Raw genomic sequence first — 19,987 nt, 5'->3', positions numbered from 1 at the left:
ACTCCATGACACAACACAACGACATGCTGATCGTCGGCGCCGGCATCCTGGGTTTGTCCCACGCGTATGCCGCCGCCAAACGCGGTCTGAAGGTCAGGGTTTTCGAGCGCAGCGAAACGCCTGTTGGCGCTTCGGTGCGCAACTTCGGCCAGGCACTGGTCACCGGCCAACCGCCAGGACCAATGCTGGAACTGGCCCGCGCCAGTCGCGGAATCTGGGGCGACTGGGCGCAGCTCGCCGGCCTGCAACTCAAGCGCAATGGCTCGTACCTGTTCGCCCGCAACGAGGCGGAAGAGCAGTTGCTGGAAGCTTTCTGCGACGGCCGCGCCGTCGAACACGGTTACCGCGTCCACCTGCTGCGCGGCGCCGCGCTACGCGATTTGTACGGCGGTCAGTTCCGCCATCACCGCGCGGCCTTGCATGGTATGGACGATCAGCAGCTGTATTCCCGCGAAGCGATTCCGGCGCTGATCGACTTCCTGCGTCGCGACCTGGGCGTCAAGTTTCACTTCTCTACCCTGGTGCGCGATATCGAGCCGGGTCGCCTGCACAGCACCGCCGGCAGCTTCAGTGCCGAGCAGATCATCGTCTGCTCCGGCCACGATTATCAGACGCTGCTGGCCGAACAGATCGCCGAACTCGAGCCGCAAATCTGTCGCCTGCAAATGCTTCGCGCGCGCCCGCAAATCAACCTCAACCTGCAACACGCGCTGCTCACCGGTTTGAGTTGCGTGCACTACGGCGCCTTCGCCGACTTGCCGGAGGCCGGGGCGGTACAGGCAGAAATTCTGCGGTACGCGCCGCATCTGCACGAAAACGGTATCCACCTGCTGATCAGCCCGACGCCCTATGGTGAATTGATCATTGGTGATTCGCACCATTACGGCAGCGATCCGTCACCCTTCAATGCCGAGCAGATTGACGACTGGATGATCGAGCTGGCCGAGCAGACCCTGGGCTGCAAGGTACAAGTGGTCGAGCGCTGGCAGGGGGTCTATGGTTCACGGGGACCGGGACCGTTCTCGTTTCTGCGCCCGGCAAAAGGCCTGAGCGTGGCGTTGATGCATACCGGTGTCGGCATGAGTGTCGGGCCAGCGATGGCTGAACGAAACATCGCAGCTGTGTTGGGGGAAATCTGATGGCGCGCAATGAACAAGTCGTCGCCGAAGTATTCAGTCTGTACGAGCGTTTTGGTGACAGCGATTACATCGGTGAACCGGTGTCGCAGATCGAGCACATGTCCCAGGCCGCTGAGCTGGCCATTGCCGAAGACTTCGATGATGAAGTGATTCTGGCGGCGTTCTTTCACGACATCGGGCATATCTGCGCTGAAAGCGCGGAGAACATGGGCGGCTTAGGCGTGGTCAGTCATGAGCGTCTGGGTGCGGATTATCTGCGCCGCGCCGGTTTCAGCGAGCGCATGGCGCGTCTGGTCGAATACCACGTGCAGGCCAAGCGTTATCTGACGCTGAAAGAGCCGGGGTACTACGAGCGTCTGAGTGAAGCCAGTCGCCGAACCCTGCAGTACCAGGGCGGGGTGATGACGGAGGCCGAGGCGCAGGCGTTCGAAAAAGACCCGTTGTGCGCGGTGAGTTTGCGCATGCGCCAGTGGGATGAGCTGGCCAAGGAGACGAACGTACCGCTTCTGGATCTCGACATTCTGAAGCGCAAGGCTTTGGCCCTTTTGCCTCAGGCGGCTTAAACGACCAGTGCAGATGAAACTCCCTACGGGAAAAGGAGACCATTCGCGCAGAGTGATTCAGCGAGACGGGATAGCTTGATCGGCCCCAAATTGAAGAGAGCTATCCCTATGCGTTATTTGAAAGTCACCGCGCAGGACCGGAGCGCGAACGGCCGGGCCGATACCGTACTCCTGCATTTTTTCGAGGAAACCCACGGCGGCGAAGACAAGCTCATCCACAAGGCTTACGCGCTGGATATCACCGCCGATGGCAAGGTCGATTTCCAGGCTGGCGATGTAAACAACGACGGCAAGGAAAACACCAAGGACGAGCGTTTGCTCAAGTCGTTTGCGGACGCCTTTTTACGGCTCAACTGGTTCAATTGCGGGAACATCTGGGCACGCTATCTGAAGATATTCGTCGAAGACTTTGCCAAGGATGGTTCGCCAGACACCGTACGCCTGCACTTTCATGACGGCGTCGGTAAACCGCAGGATGAAACCATCGCCTACACCGCTTCGGCCTACGACACCAACAATGACGGCGAACTGGATTGGTTGATCCATTTCGACATGGATAACGACGGTGATCAGGATGCGGTGGACCAGAAACTGGTTTCGTTGCTGAGCACTACATACCTGAAATTCAAATGGCGTTGACGATAAAGCGCATTAAAGTCGCTGCGCCAAAACCTCAATCTGTTCCTGCCGCTCCGCCTGATTCAATTTTGGATGAGGGTTGAGCGACGACCACTGCGGGTGCGCCCGGGCCTTGTTCAACGCTTCGGGCAGCTTGCCTTCGCGCCAGCTCTTGTCCTGGGGGGTGGCCACTTGGATGCTGTCCATCGCCGCATGCCCCCGGGCATTGAGCGCTTGCAGCAATTGCCGTTGGCGCAAGGCCAACAGGCGCAGCACGTTGTCATCCACCGTCAATTCACGCTGGCCCTTGATTTTACCGAGCAAACGGCTGCCGTAACTGCGCGCGGTTTGCAGGGCGCCGCCAGCGATGGCCCCGGCGAGTGCCGCCGCGCCCAGGGTGATGCCACCCACCAGCAGATCAACCCCGGCCCCGGCGGCCGCGCCGGCTGCGATTCCGCCACCGACTCGCACGCCCAATTGTTTCAGGGTTTCCGGATTGAACAAGTCGTCGCCCCAACGGCCGTCGAGCAGCGGCAAATCACTGGCGGCGGCATCCTGTGGGCGGAAGGCGTAGAGCTTGAGCAGGGCCTCGACGCAACGCTGCTCGCGCTGGCGTACGGCTTTGCGTAGTTCGCTGATCGCCTGTTGTTCCTGCTCGGCCTCACTGACCACACCGCGTCGGCAGGCCGCGCAATCGATCAATAATTCGGCAATCAACCGCGCCGCACTTTGCTGGCGAGCCAGACGCTGGGCTTGCTGATCGGCGATCAGGCGTTCGAGCTGCGGCCGGGCGGATTCCAGCAACAGGGCGAGACTTTCATAGAGTCGACGCTCGCCATCCTCCGGCGGCGCGACGCTGTCAAAGCGCACCAAGGCATGCAAGCCAAGCCGCGCCAGTGCTTCACGCCATGCCGGCTCGCGGTGGTTGGCGCTGCTGACGAAGTTCAGCACCGGCAGCAAGGGTTTGCCACAACTGGCCAGCACTTCCAGTTCGTCGCGATACTTGGCCAACACCGGCTCCCGGGCGTCGATCACATAGAGCCCGGCGTCCGACGCCAGCAACTGGCGCAGCACCTTGGCTTCCTGTTCGAAGCGTTGCCGGGCTTCGCTGCCATCGAGGAAACGAGCCAGCCGCGCCGGGCCGTCGAGGCGTTCGCCAGGCCGCTCCAGGCGTTCGAGGTAGTCGAGCAGGGCGATGGCGTCTTCCAGACCGGGAGTGTCGTAGAGGTCGAGCAAGGGCTCGCCGTCCACCGACAACCGTGCACCTTCGACGTGCCGCGTGGTGCTGGGGCGATGGGACACTTCACCGAAGCCGACGTCGCGGGTCAGGGTACGCAGCAACGAGGTTTTGCCGACGTTGGTGTGGCCGACCACGGCGAGTTTCAGCGGCTGCTTCCAGGTATCAGTCATGACCCGTCTCCAGCCAGTTCATCGGTGCACAATCGGCAAACGGCAGCTCAAGCTGTTGCAGCGCCACGTGCCAGTCGCCCAGGCGTTCAGCGTCCAGTACTTCTCCGGGTGGTGCCTGCAACAACCACACGCGGGTGGCGCTGGCACTGCGCGCCAGTTCGGCAATCAAGGCCAGGCTGCCGCGATCCGGCGAACGCCGTGGATCGCACGCAATGGCCAGGCGCGCGGGGGGAAAGCGACTCAGTTGTTCGAGGAGTTTGTGTCTCGATTCGCGGCTGTCGAGGATGCCGGCGTTGCTGACGGTTTTCGGCAATTGCGGTGGCCACGGGCGGTCGTCGTCCAGTTCGATGGCGACCAATAGAGCACCATCACTTTGTTGTTCACTGACGCCGCTTTCCACGCGATGCAGTTGGGCCGGTGCCGCATCGCTGACGCCGAGGCGCTCACTGGTGGGCATCAAGCGTTCGCGCAGTTGTGCGTAACCAGGCAGGTTCAAATCCAGGCGCAGCGCCGCCTGCCCGGATTTCCAGCGCCACAGGCAAAACAGCGCGAGCAGCAGGCGCGGCAAAACGCCGTAGACCAGCAGAACGCCCACCAGCCACGCGGCCCAGGCCTGGCGGGCGCTTTCGATGTTGAGGGCGGCGTCGCCACTGGCGCGGATCATCTCCTCGGTGGGCACGCTGAAGCCGAGCAGGGCCGGCAGCGCGCCGAGGGCCTGGGTCACGGCAATAAAAGTATCGGCGCCGAGGATGGTGGTTTCCCAGACGAAGCCGTAGCGCCGGGTCGCCATCAACGCCAGCAGGATCACCAGCGCGCTGAGCATCGCCAGCAACCACAAGCTGTTGACCAGCACACCGATTGCCCAGCGGTTGAGTTTCTGCCGTTGCAGCAACAGCAGCAGAGCCGGCGCCAGTTGTGCGGCTTTGGCGTCCCGGGCGAGTTTTTCGCTTAGCCACAGCCACAGGCGTCCGAGGCTGGCGCCGTGTTCACCGGCAAACACCAGGCCCAAGGCCCAGCTCAGCAGCAGGATCAGATTGAGTCCGAGCAAGCTGCCCAAGGCCCAGAACACATTCACCGGGTGCAGGCCGTCGCCCATGGCGGCAAAGGCCAGGCCGGCCCCGCTGATCACCGCCAGCACCGCCATGACGATCAGCGCCAGTCGCGCGCCTTGCAGCCAGTGTTTGAGGGCCGTAACCAGGCCATCGCGTTCAGCCAGCCACAGGGCCCGGCGTTGAATGCGCAACGGTAAATCGCCGCCGGTGCTGCGGGCCAGTCGGTTGGCTTCAAGGTCTTCCAGAGGGCCGGCGTACTCTTCGCGCAGGCGGATGGTTTCTGTCAGCCAGAGGGTATTGAGTTCAGTCACGCGGCATCCCGTCGCTTAATTGAGCAGTGAGCATAACCGCTGTGGCGCTTATCGGCGAAAGCGAGGCTCTGGTATCCTCGCCGGCATGACTAAATCACTCCCCCTCAGCCTGATCGCAGCCCTCGGTGAAAACCGTGTGATCGGCGTCGACAACAGCATGCCCTGGCACTTGCCGGGGGACTTCAAATACTTCAAGGCCACGACGCTCGGAAAGCCGATCATCATGGGTCGCAAGACCTGGGATTCCCTCGGTCGCCCGTTGCCGGGCCGTTTGAACATCGTGGTCAGCCGTCAGGCGGATCTGGTGCTGGAAGGCGCGGAGGTTTATCCGTCGCTCGAAGCCGCTGTGGTTCGCGCCGAAGCATGGGCGAAGGAACAGGGCGTTGATGAGCTGATGCTGATTGGCGGGGCGCAGTTGTATGCGCAAGGGTTGGCGCAGGCTGATCGGTTGTACCTGACCCGCGTGGCGCTGAGCCCGGAAGGGGATGCGTGGTTTCCGGAGTTTGATTTGAACCAGTGGAAACTGGTGTCGAATGTGCCGAACCCGGCCGAAGGCGACAAACCGGCGTACAACTTCGAAGTCTGGGAAAAAGCCTAAAGATCGCAGCCAGCGGCAGCTCCTACAGGATCAGCGCATTCACTGTAGGAGCTGGCGAAGCCTGCGATCTTTTGATCTTTCTTTGCCATGAAAAGATCGCAGCCTGCGGCAGCTCCTACGCGTGAGCCAACTCCGAATGCTCATCCGCATCCAGCAATTCTTTATCAGTCTGCTGCATCACCTGACTGGTAATCGCCCCCGCCGTCATCGAGCCACTGACGTTCAACGCCGTACGCCCCATATCAATCAGCGGCTCGACCGAAATCAGCAACGCCACCAGTGACACTGGCAAGCCCATCGCCGGCAACACGATCAACGCCGCAAAGGTCGCACCGCCGCCAACCCCGGCCACACCGGCCGAACTCAGCGTGACAATCGCCACCAGCGTCGCGATCCACAGTGGGTCCAGCGGGTTGATGCCCACGGTCGGCGCCACCATCACCGCCAACATCGCCGGGTACAGGCCGGCGCAACCATTCTGGCCAATGGTTGCGCCAAACGAAGCGGCGAAACTGGCGATGGACTGCGGGATACCCAGGCGACTGGTCTGCGCTTCGATGCTCAATGGAATCGTCGCAGCGCTCGAACGGCTGGTGAAGGCAAACGTCAGCACCGGCCAGATCTTGCGGAAGAAGCGTAGCGGATTGATCCCGGCGGCCGACACCAGCACGCCATGTACCACGAACATCAGGCCCAGGCCGATGTAGGACACCACCACGAAACTGCCGAGCTTGATGATGTCTTGCAGGTTCGAACCGGCGACCACTTTGGTCATCAGCGCCAGAACACCGTACGGGGTCAGCTTCATCACCAGGCGCACCAGGCGCATCACCCAGGCTTGCAGGGTGTCGATGGCGTTGATCACTTTCTGACCTTTCTCGACATCATCCTTGAGCAATTGCAGGGCCGCGACACCGAGGAACGCGGCGAAGATCACCACGCTGATGATCGACGTCGGCTTGGCCCGCGCCAGATCGGCGAACGGGTTTTGCGGAATGAACGACAGCAACAGCTGCGGCACATTCAGGTCGGCGACCTTGCCGGCGTAGTCGGTCTGGATGGTTTGCAGGCGCGCCATTTCCTGGGTACCGGCCACCAGGCCTTCGGCGCTCAGGCCGAACAGGTTGGTCAGACCGATGCCGATCAAGGCCGCGATGGCCGTGGTGAACAGCAGCGTGCCGATGGTCAGGAAGCTGATCTTGCCCAGCGATGAGGCGTTGTGCAGGCGGGCCACGGCGCTGAGGATCGAGGCGAACACCAGCGGGATCACGATCATTTGCAGCAGTTGCACATAACCGTTGCCCACCAGATCGAACCATCCGATCGAGGTTTTGAGGACCGGGTTGCCGGCACCGTAAACGGTGTGCAAGGCCACGCCGAACGCCACGCCCAGCACCAGTGCGAGCAGGACTTTTTTCGCCAGGCTCCAGGTGGTGTGGCGGGTTTGCGCCAAGCCAAGGAGCAGGGCGAGGAACACCAGCAGATTGAGAATCAGCGGCAGATTCATTGGAACTCCCATTAGACTTTTGCCAACTGCCTTCCAGGACAGCTGCGAACCGGCAAGCCTAACAGCTTGAAAACTAATGAATTAATATCAAAAACGCATGGTTTCCGTCGTTTTTGGAATAAGCCGATGTCGCTGTCAGAAATGCAGCTGGCGCGAAAGGGACGCAGGCGGTCGCTGACAGACGGGGACTGTCACACTTATTTGTTAGCGTCGATCTCCTTTATTCAGGGTCTTTTTATAAGGGAAGCATGCCAATGAAGTTCGCACCGAAATTGCTGGCTGCAGCACTTTGCCTGGGCCTTGCCGGCCAGGTGCTTGCAACGGATCTGAAACACTGGCCCGCCGATCAGGCCAAGGCGCTGGAGGCGATGATCGCCGCCAACGCCAACAAGGGTAACTACGCGGTGTTCGACATGGACAACACCAGTTACCGCTACGACCTCGAAGAGTCGTTGCTGCCGTTCATGGAGAACAAGGGCCTGATCACCCGCGACAAGCTCGATCCCTCCCTGAAACTGATGCCGTTCAAGGACACCGCCGACCACAAGGAAAGCCTGTTCAGCTACTACTACCGCCTCTGTGAAGTCGACGACATGGTTTGCTATCCATGGGTCGCCCAGGTGTTCTCCGGCTTTACGCTCAAGGAGCTCAAGGGTTACGTCGACGAGATGATGGCGTCGGGCAAACCGGTGCCGGCCACCTATTACGAAGGCGACGTGGTCAAGAAACTCGACGTCAACCCGCCGAAGATCTTCACTGGCCAGCAAGAGCTCTACAACAAGCTGATGGAGAACGGCATCGAGGTCTACGTGATGACCGCTGCCTCCGAGGAACTGGTGCGCATGGTCGCGTCCGATCCGAAGTACGGCTACAACGTCAAACCGCAGAACGTGATCGGTGTGTCACTGCTGCTCAAGGACCCGAAAACTGGCGAGCTGACTACCGCGCGCAAGCAGGTCACCGCCGGCAAGTATGACGAGAAGGCCAACCTCGGCCTCGAACTGACCCCGTACCTGTGGACCCCGGCAACCTGGATGGCCGGCAAGCACGCGGCAATCCTGACCTACATCGATGAATGGAAAAAACCGGTACTGGTCGGCGGCGATACCCCGACCAGTGACGGCTACATGCTGTTCCACAGTGTTGACGTGGCCAAGGGCGGCATCCACCTGTGGATCAACCGCAAGGACAAGTACATGACCCAGATCCAGGGCATGATGGCCAAGAACGCCGCGGCCCAGGCCAAGGAAGGGTTGACGGTGACGGCTGACAAGAACTGGGTGATCGTCAAGCCGGAAGATATCCAGTAAGACGACACCGCTCCCACAGTTGACCGAGTTGATAATAAAAATGCCCCGCACTTGGCGGGGCATTTTCATGTTCGACGGTTAAAACTCAGAGCCCGTCGAGCATCGCCTTGTTACGCACAGCACCCTTGTCGGCACTGGTGGCCAGCAGGGCATAGGCTTTCAGCGCAGTGGTCACTTTGCGCGGACGCACTTCCACCGGCTTCCAGCCTTTCTTGTCCTGCTCAACCCGGCGTGCAGCCAGTTCTTCATCGCTGACCAACAGGTTGATCGAGCGGTTCGGAATGTCGATCAGCACTTTGTCGCCGTTCTGCACCAGGCCGATTGCGCCGCCGGCAGCGGCTTCAGGCGAAGCATGGCCGATGGACAGGCCCGAGGTGCCGCCGGAGAAACGGCCGTCGGTGAGCAGGGCGCAGGCTTTGCCCAGGCCTTTGGATTTCAGGTACGAAGTCGGGTAGAGCATTTCCTGCATGCCCGGGCCGCCTTTCGGGCCTTCGTAGCGAATGATGACGATGTCGCCTTCTTTCACTTCGTCAGCAAGGATGCCGCGCACGGCGCTGTCCTGGCTTTCGAAGATCTTGGCGTTGCCTTCGAACACGTGGATCGACTCGTCGACACCAGCGGTTTTCACCACGCAACCGTCAAGAGCGATGTTGCCGTAGAGAACGGCCAGGCCGCCTTCTTGCGAGTACGCGTGCTCGACACTGCGGATGCAGCCGTTTTCACGGTCGTCGTCCAGGGTTTCCCAACGGGTCGACTGGCTGAACGCTGTTTGCGTCGGGATGCCCGCAGGACCGGCCTTGAAGAAGTGGTGCACGGCTTCGTCGGTGGTCTGGGTGATGTCCCACTTGGCGATGGCTTCTTCCATGCTGCGGCTGTGCACGGTCGGCAGCTGGGTATGCAGCAAGCCGCCACGGGCCAGCGAACCGAGGATACTGAAAATCCCGCCGGCACGGTGCACGTCTTCCATGTGGTACTTCTGGATGTTCGGCGCGACCTTGCACAGTTGCGGCACGTGACGGGACAGACGGTCGATGTCGCGCAGGTCGAAATCGATCTCGGCTTCCTGGGCGGCGGCCAGCAAGTGCAGGATGGTGTTGGTGGAACCGCCCATGGCGATGTCCAGGGTCATGGCGTTTTCGAACGCCTGGAAGTTGGCGATGTTGCGCGGCAGTACCGACTCGTCGTTCTCGCCGTAGTAACGCTTGCACAGCTCGACGATGGTGCGGCCGGCCTGCAGGAACAGCTGCTCGCGGTCGCTGTGGGTGGCCAGGGTCGAACCGTTGCCCGGCAATGCCAGGCCCAGGGCTTCGACCAGGCAGTTCATCGAGTTGGCGGTGAACATGCCGGAGCACGAACCGCAGGTCGGGCAGGCGCTGCGCTCGTACTCGGCGACTTTCTCGTCAGAAGCGCTGGAGTCGGCGGCGATCACCATGGCGTCGACCAGGTCGAGGCCGTGGGAGGCAAGTTTGGTCTTGCCGGCTTCCATCGGGCCGCCGGAGACGAAGATCACCGGGATGTTCAGGCGCAGGGACGCCATCAACATGCCGGGGGTGATCTTGTCGCAGTTGGAGATGCAGACGATCGCGTCGGCGCAGTGGGCGTTGACCATGTACTCGACGGAGTCGGCGATGATCTCGCGGCTCGGCAGCGAATAGAGCATGCCGTCGTGGCCCATGGCGATGCCGTCATCGACAGCGATGGTGTTGAATTCCTTCGCCACGCCACCAGCGCGTTCGATCTCGCGGGCGACCAGTTGGCCCAGGTCCTTGAGGTGTACGTGACCCGGTACGAACTGGGTGAACGAGTTGGCAATGGCGATGATCGGCTTCTTGAAGTCGTCATCTTTCATCCCCGTGGCGCGCCACAGTGCGCGGGCACCGGCCATGTTGCGGCCGTGGGTGGATGTTTTCGAGCGGTAATCAGGCATGAAGCACTCCGGGCGGCTAATCAGGTATCAAAAGGGAAGTGAGCTTCTATTGACGTCTGGAACACTCAGAAATGGCCGCGTGTCCGGAAGTTGCCGATAACTTTGCGGGATCGCCGCGCGCTTCAGCTTGAGCTCATAAACCCGCCGGGGATGACTGGCGATGAATGTTCGCGATTCTACACGGCTGGCGGCTGGAGGGAATGCTCGCAAGCATGGAGAGAGCGTTCACATGACGTGTGGGCAAACTCTCGGCGTCATGCCTCGCGGATGGGGTGGCGCTGATTGATCACAGTGTTCAGCCCTGCCCCCATGGCACTCAGAATCAAAAAGCACACTGCAAGGGCAGTAATCAGGTGGTCACTGGCCATGTTGATCACGGCACTGATCAGGCCGCCACACATGAAAATAAACAGACTGCCGGCAGAAGTCGCGGTACCGGCATGTTGCGGGTAGAGGCCCATTGCCCTGGAGTTGGCGATGGGCCGGGAAATGGTGGTGCCGGCAGTGCAGATCAGCATGGGGATCAGCACCGTTGCGGCGGACAGGCCGAATTGCAGGTTCAGCCAGAGCATCACCAGCCCCGACAGGGCGATCAGGCCCAGGCCTGTGATGATTTGCGTGGAGCCTTCCAGATGGCGATGCAGGATGCTCGCAACAACCCCGCCGATTACATAAGCCGAGCCATACAGCAACAGCGCCCAGGCGAACTGATAGGCCGAAAGGTCCAGGTGTTCCATGAAAATGATCGGCGAAATGACGATGAACGAAAAATGGCAGGCGAAGGCGAGGGCAGAGATCAGCCAGTAGCCGGTAAATCGGATGTCGGAAAGGAGCATCCAGTACGCGCCGAAAAATCGCCGGGACTGCCGCTCGCTACTTCGGCTTTCTTTTAGCAGGAACCACGATCTCAGCCAGACAATGACTGCCAGGGTGATGAATACATAAAAGCTGCCCTGCCAATCCAGATGCAACTGCAACCATGTACCCATCAGCGGAGAACTGGAGATGAAAATCCCGCCGGCGGTCGTCGTCCAGATGCGCAGTCGTTCCAGCTCGCGGCCGCTGAATAGATCCTGGATCAATGCCTGAGACAAGGCAAACGATCCGCAGCCCACTGCCTGAACCACTCGAAAGCCCAAAAACCAGGTGAAATCGGTGGCGAACAGGCAACCTGTTGCTCCCACCGCGGCAAGTGCCATCCCCCCCAGTAACAGCTTTTTGCGGCCGAACATGTCGGACAACGGCCCGATCAGCAGCAGTGAGCACGCCAGGCCGATGGCAAAGATGCTGACGGACAGGGCGATATCGGAAGGTGTGGTACGAAAGTGGTCGGAAAGGGCGGGGAAGGAGGGAAGGACCACGTCGAGAGGGAAAACGGCGAGCAGCGTCATGGCCATCAGCAGCAGGATGAACGACGACTTTTCTTTGGCATGCAGGGTGTTGGTCATCAATCAACGCGCTCGGTCCGTGAAGGGGGAGACGAGAGTTGATTTGATGCGGTTGCAAGTCAATGCAGGTGGCGCGGGACTTTTCTGAAACTGTTGTAGGAGCGAGCTGACTCGCTCCTGCACGCAGGTTTTGGTTAGCTGTTAGGCAACAACCGGCAAGTAATGCTCTTGATGTACCGCGTCTCGGCAATGGCCGGGTGCACTGGATGATCCGGACCTTGACCACCACGTTCCAGTATCTGAATGTTGCGGTCCAGGTGACGGGCGCTGGTCAGCAGAATGTTCTGCAGGTCGTCTTCCGGCAGGTGCATCGAGCACGATGCGCTGACCAGGATGCCGTCCTTGGTGAGCAGGCGCATGGCTTGTTCGTTCAGGCGGCGGTAGGCGCCTTCGCCGTTCTTCATGTCTTTCTTGCGCTTGATGAACGCCGGCGGGTCGGCCACGATCACGTCGAAGCGTTCCTCGCTGGCTTTCAGCTCTTTGAGGGCTTCGAACACGTCGCCTTCGATGCAGGTCATTTTCTCGGCGAAGCCGTTCAGCGCGGCGTTGCGCTCGACACCGTCGAGGGCGAAGGCCGAAGCGTCGACGCAGAACACTTCACTGGCGCCGAACGCGGCAGCCTGCACGCCCCAGCCGCCGATGTAGCTGTAGAGGTCGAGCACGCGTTTGCCTTTGGCGTACGGCGCCAGGCGTGCGCGGTTCATGCGGTGGTCGTAGAACCAGCCGGTTTTCTGACCCTGGATGACCGGGGCTTCGAATTTCACGCCGTTCTCTTCGAGGGCAACCCACTCCGGCACCAGGCCGAATACGGTTTCTACGTAGCGGGTGAGGCCTTCGGCGTCACGGGCAGCGGAGTCGTTCTTGAACAGGATGCCGCTCGGCTTGAGCACTTGGGTCAGCGCTGCAATCACGTCGTCTTTATGGGCTTCCATGGTCGCCGAGGCGATCTGTACCACCAGGATGTCGCCGAAACGGTCGACCACCAGGCCTGGCAGCAGGTCGGAATCACCGTAGACCAGGCGGTAGAACGGCTTGTCGAACAGACGATCGCGCAGGGACAGGGCCACGTTCAGGCGGTGCACCAGCAGCGACTTGTCCAGCGGCAACTTGATGTCGCGCGACAGCACACGGGCGCAGATCAGGTTGTTCGGGCTCATGGCAACGATGCCCAGCGGCTTGCCGCCGGCGGCTTCGAGGATCGCCTGGTCGCCGGCCTTGAAACCGTGCAAAGGCGTTGCGGCTACATCGATTTCGTTGCTGTAGACCCACAAGTGACCGTTGCGCAGACGACGGTCGGCGTTGGCTTTGAGGCGCAGGCTAGGCAGGGACATGTCGTCGCTCCGGAAAAAAGAGCGGGAGTATAGCGTGTTGAGCCCCAGGATTGGCCTGCAAGTGGACATGTGGCGAGGGTTGTCTTGCGATTTGGTATGTCGGATCCAACTTCATAAAGGTTAGAATCACCGTCTGACCCAGAGTGTGCACAAATGTCCCAAGAGCTGACTTCCGAACAGATCCAACAAGCCCTGCAGGGCATCAGCGTACCGGCCCAGCCGCAAATCATGGTGGATTTGCAGATGGAGCAATACATGCCCGATCCGGACCTGGAAGTCATTGCCAAACTGATCTCCCAGGATCCGGGACTTTCCGGGTCCCTGCTGAAGATCGTCAATTCGCCGTATTACGGGCTGAGCAACAAGATTGCTTCGATCCAGCGCGCGGTGAATCTGCTGGGCAGCCGTTCGGTCATCAACCTGATCAATGCGCAGTCGATCAAGGGCGAGATGAATGACGACACCATTGTCACCCTGAACCGTTTCTGGGACACCGCTCAGGACGTGGCCATGACCTGCCTGACCCTGGCCAAGCGCATCGGCATAGAGAACGGCGATGAAGCCTATGCCCTGGGCCTGTTCCACGATTGCGGCGTGCCCTTGATGCTCCAGCGCTTCCCCGACTACATGGGCGTTCTGGAGCAGGCCTATGCCAACGCCAGCGCCGAATGCCGGGTGGTGGACACGGAGAACCAGGTGTTCAATACCAATCACTCGGTGGTCGGGTATTACACGGCCAAGTCCTGGCGCCTGCCGGAACACGTGAGCGCGGCGATCGCCAATCACCACAATGCCCTGGCGATCTTCAGCGATGAATCTTCGCGCAACAGTTCGTTGAAGAACCTGTTGGCGATCCTGAAGATGGCCGAGCACATTTGCGCATCGTACCGGGTGCTGGGCAATCAGACCGAAGATCACGAGTGGAACAGCATCGCGCCGCTGGTGCTCGATTATGTCGGCCTCTCGGACTACGACTTCGAGACCCTCAAGCAGACGATCCGCGACCTCGGCACTCATCGCTGAGTGTCGGAACCTTCCAGGCCATGCGCCTGAGCCGAGAGCACCATGCCTGAATTGCCAGAAGTCGAAACCACCCGTCGCGGCATCGCGCCGTACCTGGAGGGTCAGCGTGTCAGCCGGGTGATCGTGCGTGACCGGCGCTTACGCTGGCCAATTCCCGAAGACCTCGATGTGCGGTTGTCCGGGCAGCGCATCGTGCTGGTGGAACGACGCGCCAAGTACCTGCTGATCAATGCCGAAGTCGGCACCTTGATCAGCCATTTGGGTATGTCAGGCAATTTGCGGCTGGTGGAAGCCGGGCTGCCGGCGGTCAAGCATGAGCATGTGGACATCGAACTGGAGTCGGGCCTGGCCCTGCGTTACACCGACCCGCGACGCTTCGGCGCAATGCTCTGGAGCCTCGACCCGTTCAATCACGAATTGCTGATCCGCCTGGGCCCTGAGCCACTGACCGACCTGTTCGACGGTGAGCGTCTGTTCCAGCAGTCCCGCGGACGTTCGATGGCGGTCAAGCCGTTCATCATGGACAACGCGGTGGTGGTGGGCGTGGGCAATATCTACGCGACTGAAGCGTTGTTCGCCGCCGGGATCGATCCGCGCCGCGAAGCCAAGAGCATTTCCCGTGCGCGTTACTTGAAGCTGGCCATCGAGATCAAGCGCATCCTGGCCGCCGCCATCGAACGCGGCGGTACAACGTTGCGGGACTTTATCGGCGGTGATGGTCAGCCTGGTTATTTCCAGCAGGAACTGTTCGTGTACGGCCGTGGCGGTGAACATTGCAAGGTCTGTGGCACGGGCTTGCGGGAAGTGAAGCTCGGGCAGCGCGCCAGCGTGTTTTGCCCGCGTTGTCAGAGCTGATACGTCAGTTAGATTTTCAGTGAGGCTGATGACGCCTTCGCGAGCAAGCCCGCTCCCACACTGGATCTGCGTCGTTCACAAAACCCCTGTGGGAGCGGGCTAGCTCGCGAAGGCGTCCTGACAGGCGCCGAATGGCTTAAGCCTTCCCGGTAATTTTCCGGTACTTCTCCATCAACTGCTCTTCAGTCTCCGGATGAGCTTCGTCCAGTGGAATGCAATCCACCGGGCAAACCTGCTGGCACTGCGGTTCGTCGTAGTGGCCGACACACTGGGTGCACAGGTTCGGGTCGATCACGTAGATCTCTTCGCCTTGGGAAATGGCGGCGTTCGGGCACTCGGGTTCGCAGACGTCGCAGTTGATGCAATCGTCGGTGATGATCAGGGACATGCTAACTCCAGCCGGGGCGGCAAGCCCGGGCGCAATAAACCAATGCGCACAATTGTGCCGCATTGGCGCCCGCAGTGCACGCGGGCGCGATCAAGTGCAGAAAGGTGCAGGCTGCGAAAGCTGAAAAGATCGCAGTCTGCGCCAGCTCCTACTTCTTGAAGCGTTCGGTCAGTGCATCCGCCACCACAGGGTGCACGAACTTGGTGATATCGCCGCCCAAGGCTGCAATTTCACGGACCAGCGTCGAGGAAATGAACGAATAACGCTCGGACGGGGTCAGGAACAGGCTTTCCACGTCCGGCGCCAACTGGCGGTTCATGTTGGCCAGCTGGAATTCGTATTCGAAGTCCGACACCGCACGCAAGCCACGCAGGAACACATTGGCGTTCTTCTCTTTGGCGAAGTGCGCCAACAGCGTCGAGAAGCCGACGACTTCAACGTTCGGCAGATGTTTAGTGACCTCGCGCGCCAGTTCTACCCGTTGTTCCAGAGGAAACAGCGGGTTTTTCTTCGGGCTCGCGGCGACGGCGATGATCACGTGATCGAACAGGCGCGAGGCGCGTTCGACCAGATCGCCATGGCCCTTGGTAATAGGGTCGAAGGTACCTGGGTACAACACTCGGTTCATCGCGTCGTCCTGGCGGGAATCCGTTGGGGAGTCGGATGGTATCGCAGCCTTCCCGGTCGGCCAAGTCGCCTGTTGGGTAAGAAAGCACTATAGACGATGGGAATATTCGTCATTTTCATGGATTTTTTAAACGTTCGGCCAGGGAAGTCGCCAGTTGTGCCGTCAGTCCGTAGACCGACAACTGCGGATTGGCGCCAATGCTGGTGGGGAACAGCGAGCCGTCGTGAATCGACAGATTGCCCAGTTGGTGATGTCGGCCGAGGCTGTCGGTCACCGCGATTGTCGGGTCTTCTCCCATGGCGCAACCGCCCATCACATGGGCACTGCCCAGGCGTGTGCGATACAACTCCAGGCTCAGGCTGTCGATCAGCGTGCGCGCTTCGGCGAGGGTCTTCACGTAGCGGGCGTCGGCGTGCATCGGCATCACGGCCTTGGCGCCACCGGCAAACTGGATCTCGGCCATGGTATGGAACGCCCGACGCAATCCATCCCAGGCGTAGGGTGATAGCTGGTAATCCAGCACCGGCGTGTCATCGCTGCGCAATTCGACGCTGCCACCGGGGCTGTCCGGGTGAAAACCGTCCCGCAGCAACGCCAGCATGGCGTGGGTATGGGCCAGATTGGCCATGTGCTGCGAGTTTTCCTGGCCGAAACCACCGAGCAGTGTCGTGGCCAGTGCCGGATGCAGGGGCGGGACTTCCAGTTTGTAGGACATCTTGCCCGTGGTGCCGTCCTGCCACTGGAAATGGTCGGAATAGATCGACTGCGGCGCGCCGTAGAAAGGGTTGACCACTTCGTCGAACAACGCAGCGGACATGTTCACCGGGTGCAGGAATGTGCGTTTGCCCAGGCGCTTGTGCGGATCGGGTGCTCCGGAACGCATCAGCAGGGCCGGGCTGTTGATGCCGCCACCGGCCAGCACGAAATGCCGCGCCTTGACCGTGATGGTGCGTCCGGTCGGTGCGACGCAGCGTTCATCCATCGCCGAACATTGCAGGCCGAGGACCTTGTCGCCGCTGATGTTGAGTTTTTCGGCGCGGGCCAGGTAAAGCAGCTCGCCGCCTTTTTCCAGGGTTGCTGGAATGGTGGTGACCATCATCGATTGCTTGGCGTTGGTCGGGCAGCCCATGCCGCAGTAGCCGAGGTTCCAGCAGCCGCGAACGTTGCGCGGGATGACGTGCCATGAGTAATTCAGTGCTTCGCAGCCCTTGCGGATCACATCGTTGTTGGCGTTGGGTGGCACCATCCACGGCGCGACGCCCAGGCGTTGCTCCATTTTCTCGAACCACGGCGCCATTTCCGCCGGGCTGTGGCCCTTGACGTTGTGCTCTTTGGCCCAGTGTTCCAGGGTCGGCTCCGGAGTGCGGAAACTGGAAGTCCAGTTGATCAGCGTGGTACCGCCCACTGCCCGGCCCTGGAGGATGGTGATCGCGCCGTCCTTGCTCATGCGGCCGATGCCTTCCTGGTAAAGGCTGGCGTAGGCCTGGTCTTCCAGCAGCTTGAAGTCGCTGCTGGTCTTGAGCGGGCCTTCCTCGATCAGCAGCACCTTGTAGCCGGCGGCACTGAGGATTTCGGCGGTGGTGCCGCCGCCGGCACCGCTGCCGATGATCGCCACGTCCGCTTCGAGTGTCAGGTCCTGGGTCAGTTGCGAGCCGTTGTAGGTTTTCCAGCCTCGGGCCATGCCTTCGCGGAACGGATCGGGTACGGGCATCTTCGGGTTCTCTTTTTATTATTGAGGTACAGGGTCAAGTGTGGGAGCGAGCCTGCTCGCGATAGGGGCGACTCGATTTCAGACCGTAGGCGGCCCGGGATACCCGCAATGCGCCCACGATTCCTTGCGGCCGTACCAGGCCATCATCACCAGTTGCAGCAAGGAACTGTGGCCCATGCGCAACAGGCTCAACGAGCTGTTTTCCCAGCGGTTCAGAAACTGCCGGATATCATCGGCGCTGGCATTTTCCCAGCTGCCCCAGATCCCGGTCAGCGGTCCGCGGGTCACGGCCATGCCCAGCACATCGAACAGTTGCTGGGTCAGCTTGAGCATCTCCGGCGACAGGTGGGCGAGGTTGTAGTCCAGGCTTTTCAGTGTGCCCTCGACAGCCTCGGGCATCCGTTCGGTGATCGCGGCACCCTCGAGCATGACCGGAATCAATGCCCGCAAGAACAGCAGGTCGCCGCTGCGCAACGTGACAAAACCATTGGCCGGAACGCTCGACGAGCAACCGCTGAGGCTGGCTCCGAGCCCGGCGGTGGCAAGGAAGGCTGTGGCGCCGAGGCTGAATTTAAGCAGCCCGCGCCGTGACAGCGCGGGTGTATCGGACAGGCTGGGGATCATTATTGTTATTACCCGACGGTGATGATCGTTAGCGGATGAACAGCTTCTGGATCAGCTTCTGAATCGACTTGCCGTACGGCGGGTAGATCAACTTCGCGGCGTTGAACCGTTGTTTGATCAACACGCCTTTGGCCTTGCTGAAGGTCAGGAAGCCTTCATGGCCGTGGTAGTGGCCCATGCCCGAGGCACCGATGCCGCCAAACGGCATGTCGTCCTGGGCGACGTGCAGCAGGGTGTCGTTCAGGCACACGCCGCCGGAATGGGTTTCGTGCAGCACGCGCTGTTGTTCGCGCTTGTCGTAGCCGAAGTAATACAGCGCCAGTGGGCGAGGGCGCTGGTTGATGTAGGCAAATGCCTGGTCCAGATCCTTATACGGCACGATCGGCAGCAGCGGCCCGAAGATTTCGTCCTGCATCACCGTCATCTCGTCCGTGACGTTGAGCAGCAGGCTATGGCCCATGCGGCGGCCCTGGCCCTGGTCGAACAGCGGCATCAGCAGCGCACCCTTGCTGGTGGCGTCGCTGACGTAACCGTTGAGACGCGCCAGTTGTCGCTCATTGATGATCGCGGTGTAGTCCGGGTTGTCGGCCAGTGTCGGATAGAACCCGCGGACGGCTGTGCGATAGGCTTCGACGAAACTTCCGACGCGATCCTCCGGCACCAGCACATAGTCAGGGGCCACGCAGGTCTGGCCGGCATTCAGGGTCTTGCCGAAGGCGATGCGCTCGGCGGCGTCCTTGAGCGGCACGTCGTGAGAAACAATGGCCGGGGACTTGCCGCCCAGTTCCAGGGTCACCGGGGTCAGGTTTTCCGCAGCGGCGCGCATCACGTGTTTGCCAATGCTGGTGGCGCCGGTGAACAGCAGGTGATCAAACGGCAGGCGTGAAAACGCCACGCCCATATCCGCCTCGCCCAGGACCACGCAAACCAGGTCTTCGGGGAAGATTCGCGCCAGCAGTTGCTTCATCAGCAAGCCGGTCGCGGGGGTCGACTCACTGAGTTTGAGCATTACCCGATTGCCCGCCGACAGCGCGCCGACCAACGGACCGATGGCCAGGTACAGCGGATAGTTCCACGGCACGATGACCCCGACCACGCCCAGCGGTTGGTAAACCACTTTGGCCGAAGCCGGCTGGAAGGCGGCGCCCACCTTGCGTCGCGAGGCGCGCATCCAGCCCTTGAGGTGTTTGCTGGCGTAATGGATGCCGTGCAGGCTGGGCATCAGTTCGGCGAGCAGGGTTTCATCGGCGCTGCGATGGCTGAAGTCCTGGCTGATCGCATCGATCAGGGCCTGGCGTTCATTGTTCAATAAATCCTTTAGTGCCTTGAGCCATTGCTGGCGCTGCGCGGCCGGTGGCATCGGGTTGGCGGCGTAGGCGGCACGCTGTGCGTCGAACAGGGCCTGAAGCTCTTCCAGCGGCTGCTGTAGGTTCTGCAGGTAGGAAATTTCAGCAGTCATGGTCGGCTCCGGATTTATTGTAATGAAGCACTTTTTAGAGTCTATGCTCTAAAAAGTCAAATGACATCCTGGAACAGCTTGGTTT

Annotated in this window: 18 protein-coding genes; 7 read left to right on the top strand and 11 right to left on the bottom strand. The window is 60.8% G+C overall.

Annotated features, from left to right (window positions below; translation table 11 throughout):
• The first annotated feature begins 5 nt into the window (after window positions 1-5).
• From ACM6G4_RS08610 to ACM6G4_RS08600, 3 genes are all read left to right on the top strand, one after another.
• Window positions 6-1,139 carry a TIGR03364 family FAD-dependent oxidoreductase gene (locus ACM6G4_RS08610; protein WP_414913481.1) on the top strand — a complete coding sequence of 378 codons (1,134 nt, stop codon included), beginning with the start codon at window positions 6-8 and terminating at the stop codon, window positions 1,137-1,139.
• Entirely contained in the window at window positions 1,139-1,702 is a 564-nt protein-coding gene (locus ACM6G4_RS08605; RefSeq protein WP_414913480.1) for a phosphonate degradation HD-domain oxygenase, read from the top strand. The genes ACM6G4_RS08610 and ACM6G4_RS08605 overlap by 1 nt, the downstream gene beginning before the upstream one ends.
• A gap of 108 nt (window positions 1,703-1,810) precedes the next feature.
• Complete coding sequence (locus ACM6G4_RS08600; protein WP_409078167.1) at window positions 1,811-2,341, top strand: hypothetical protein; 531 nt, start codon at window positions 1,811-1,813, stop codon at window positions 2,339-2,341.
• Between the two features lie 12 nt (window positions 2,342-2,353).
• Here the strand turns inward: ACM6G4_RS08600 and ACM6G4_RS08595 are convergent, their stop codons facing one another.
• Both ACM6G4_RS08595 and ACM6G4_RS08590 read right to left on the bottom strand, forming a co-directional pair.
• On the bottom strand, window positions 2,354-3,730 hold the full coding sequence (locus ACM6G4_RS08595) for a GTPase/DUF3482 domain-containing protein (RefSeq protein WP_414913479.1): 1,377 nt from the start codon (window positions 3,728-3,730) through the stop codon (window positions 2,354-2,356).
• Window positions 3,723-5,093, bottom strand: a complete 1,371-nt coding sequence (locus ACM6G4_RS08590) for a DUF2868 domain-containing protein (RefSeq protein ID WP_414913478.1) — start codon at window positions 5,091-5,093, stop codon at window positions 3,723-3,725. The genes ACM6G4_RS08595 and ACM6G4_RS08590 overlap by 8 nt, the downstream gene beginning before the upstream one ends.
• 85 nt (window positions 5,094-5,178) lie before the next feature.
• Between ACM6G4_RS08590 and ACM6G4_RS08585 the strand changes: the two genes are divergently transcribed.
• Window positions 5,179-5,691 carry a dihydrofolate reductase gene (locus ACM6G4_RS08585; RefSeq protein WP_056726458.1) on the top strand — a complete coding sequence of 171 codons (513 nt, stop codon included), beginning with the start codon at window positions 5,179-5,181 and terminating at the stop codon, window positions 5,689-5,691.
• A gap of 115 nt (window positions 5,692-5,806) precedes the next feature.
• On the opposite strand, the gene ACM6G4_RS08580 is transcribed toward ACM6G4_RS08585, so the two are convergent.
• A complete protein-coding gene (locus tag ACM6G4_RS08580) occupies window positions 5,807-7,198 on the bottom strand; it encodes an L-cystine transporter (RefSeq protein ID WP_414913477.1) in 1,392 nt (463 codons plus the stop codon).
• 254 nt (window positions 7,199-7,452) lie between these two features.
• Here ACM6G4_RS08580 and ACM6G4_RS08575 point away from each other — a divergent pair, with 254 nt between their 5' ends.
• Window positions 7,453-8,508 (top strand): haloacid dehalogenase-like hydrolase, encoded by a 1,056-nt coding sequence (locus tag ACM6G4_RS08575; RefSeq protein ID WP_414913476.1) that lies wholly within the window; start codon window positions 7,453-7,455, stop codon window positions 8,506-8,508.
• Window positions 8,509-8,593: 85 nt separating this feature from the next.
• Here the strand turns inward: ACM6G4_RS08575 and ilvD are convergent, their stop codons facing one another.
• The 3 genes from ilvD to ACM6G4_RS08560 all read right to left on the bottom strand — a co-directional run bounded on the left by ilvD (window position 8,594) and on the right by ACM6G4_RS08560 (window position 13,214).
• Window positions 8,594-10,435, bottom strand: coding sequence for a dihydroxy-acid dehydratase (gene ilvD / locus ACM6G4_RS08570; RefSeq protein WP_409078163.1), 1,842 nt, complete (start codon window positions 10,433-10,435; stop codon window positions 8,594-8,596).
• 254 nt (window positions 10,436-10,689) lie between these two features.
• Window positions 10,690-11,883, bottom strand: coding sequence for an MFS transporter (locus ACM6G4_RS08565; protein ID WP_414913475.1), 1,194 nt, complete (start codon window positions 11,881-11,883; stop codon window positions 10,690-10,692).
• Between the two features lie 134 nt (window positions 11,884-12,017).
• Window positions 12,018-13,214: a class I SAM-dependent rRNA methyltransferase gene (locus ACM6G4_RS08560; protein ID WP_046039197.1), complete on the bottom strand. Its 1,197-nt coding sequence runs from the start codon at window positions 13,212-13,214 to the stop codon at window positions 12,018-12,020.
• 153 nt (window positions 13,215-13,367) lie between these two features.
• On the opposite strand from ACM6G4_RS08560, the gene ACM6G4_RS08555 reads away from it, so the two are divergent.
• Window positions 13,368-14,237, top strand: a complete 870-nt coding sequence (locus tag ACM6G4_RS08555) for an HDOD domain-containing protein (protein WP_056726464.1) — start codon at window positions 13,368-13,370, stop codon at window positions 14,235-14,237.
• 42 nt (window positions 14,238-14,279) lie between these two features.
• Complete coding sequence (mutM, locus tag ACM6G4_RS08550; RefSeq protein WP_414913474.1) at window positions 14,280-15,092, top strand: bifunctional DNA-formamidopyrimidine glycosylase/DNA-(apurinic or apyrimidinic site) lyase; 813 nt, start codon at window positions 14,280-14,282, stop codon at window positions 15,090-15,092.
• Between the two features lie 136 nt (window positions 15,093-15,228).
• Here the strand turns inward: mutM and ACM6G4_RS08545 are convergent, their stop codons facing one another.
• The 5 genes from ACM6G4_RS08545 to ACM6G4_RS08525 form a co-directional block, all read right to left on the bottom strand.
• The gene (locus tag ACM6G4_RS08545) at window positions 15,229-15,480 is read right to left on the bottom strand and encodes a YfhL family 4Fe-4S dicluster ferredoxin (RefSeq protein ID WP_003195146.1); all 252 of its coding nucleotides are present in this window, start codon (window positions 15,478-15,480) and stop codon (window positions 15,229-15,231) included.
• 148 nt (window positions 15,481-15,628) lie between these two features.
• Window positions 15,629-16,108 carry a pantetheine-phosphate adenylyltransferase gene (gene coaD / locus ACM6G4_RS08540; protein ID WP_046039203.1) on the bottom strand — a complete coding sequence of 160 codons (480 nt, stop codon included), beginning with the start codon at window positions 16,106-16,108 and terminating at the stop codon, window positions 15,629-15,631.
• Between the two features lie 115 nt (window positions 16,109-16,223).
• A complete protein-coding gene (locus ACM6G4_RS08535) occupies window positions 16,224-17,819 on the bottom strand; it encodes a GMC family oxidoreductase N-terminal domain-containing protein (RefSeq protein WP_414913473.1) in 1,596 nt (531 codons plus the stop codon).
• A 78-nt stretch (window positions 17,820-17,897) separates the two neighbouring features.
• Complete coding sequence (locus ACM6G4_RS08530; RefSeq protein ID WP_414913472.1) at window positions 17,898-18,443, bottom strand: twin-arginine translocation pathway signal protein; 546 nt, start codon at window positions 18,441-18,443, stop codon at window positions 17,898-17,900.
• Window positions 18,444-18,471: 28 nt separating this feature from the next.
• Window positions 18,472-19,902, bottom strand: coding sequence for a coniferyl aldehyde dehydrogenase (locus tag ACM6G4_RS08525; protein ID WP_056726468.1), 1,431 nt, complete (start codon window positions 19,900-19,902; stop codon window positions 18,472-18,474).
• Window positions 19,903-19,987 lie beyond the last annotated feature (85 nt).

The organism is Pseudomonas sp. IT-P258 (assembly GCF_949767825.1).
In the GTDB taxonomy this organism is placed as follows: domain Bacteria; phylum Pseudomonadota; class Gammaproteobacteria; order Pseudomonadales; family Pseudomonadaceae; genus Aquipseudomonas; species Aquipseudomonas monachiensis.
This window is presented reverse-complemented; position numbering and strand designations above follow the sequence as displayed.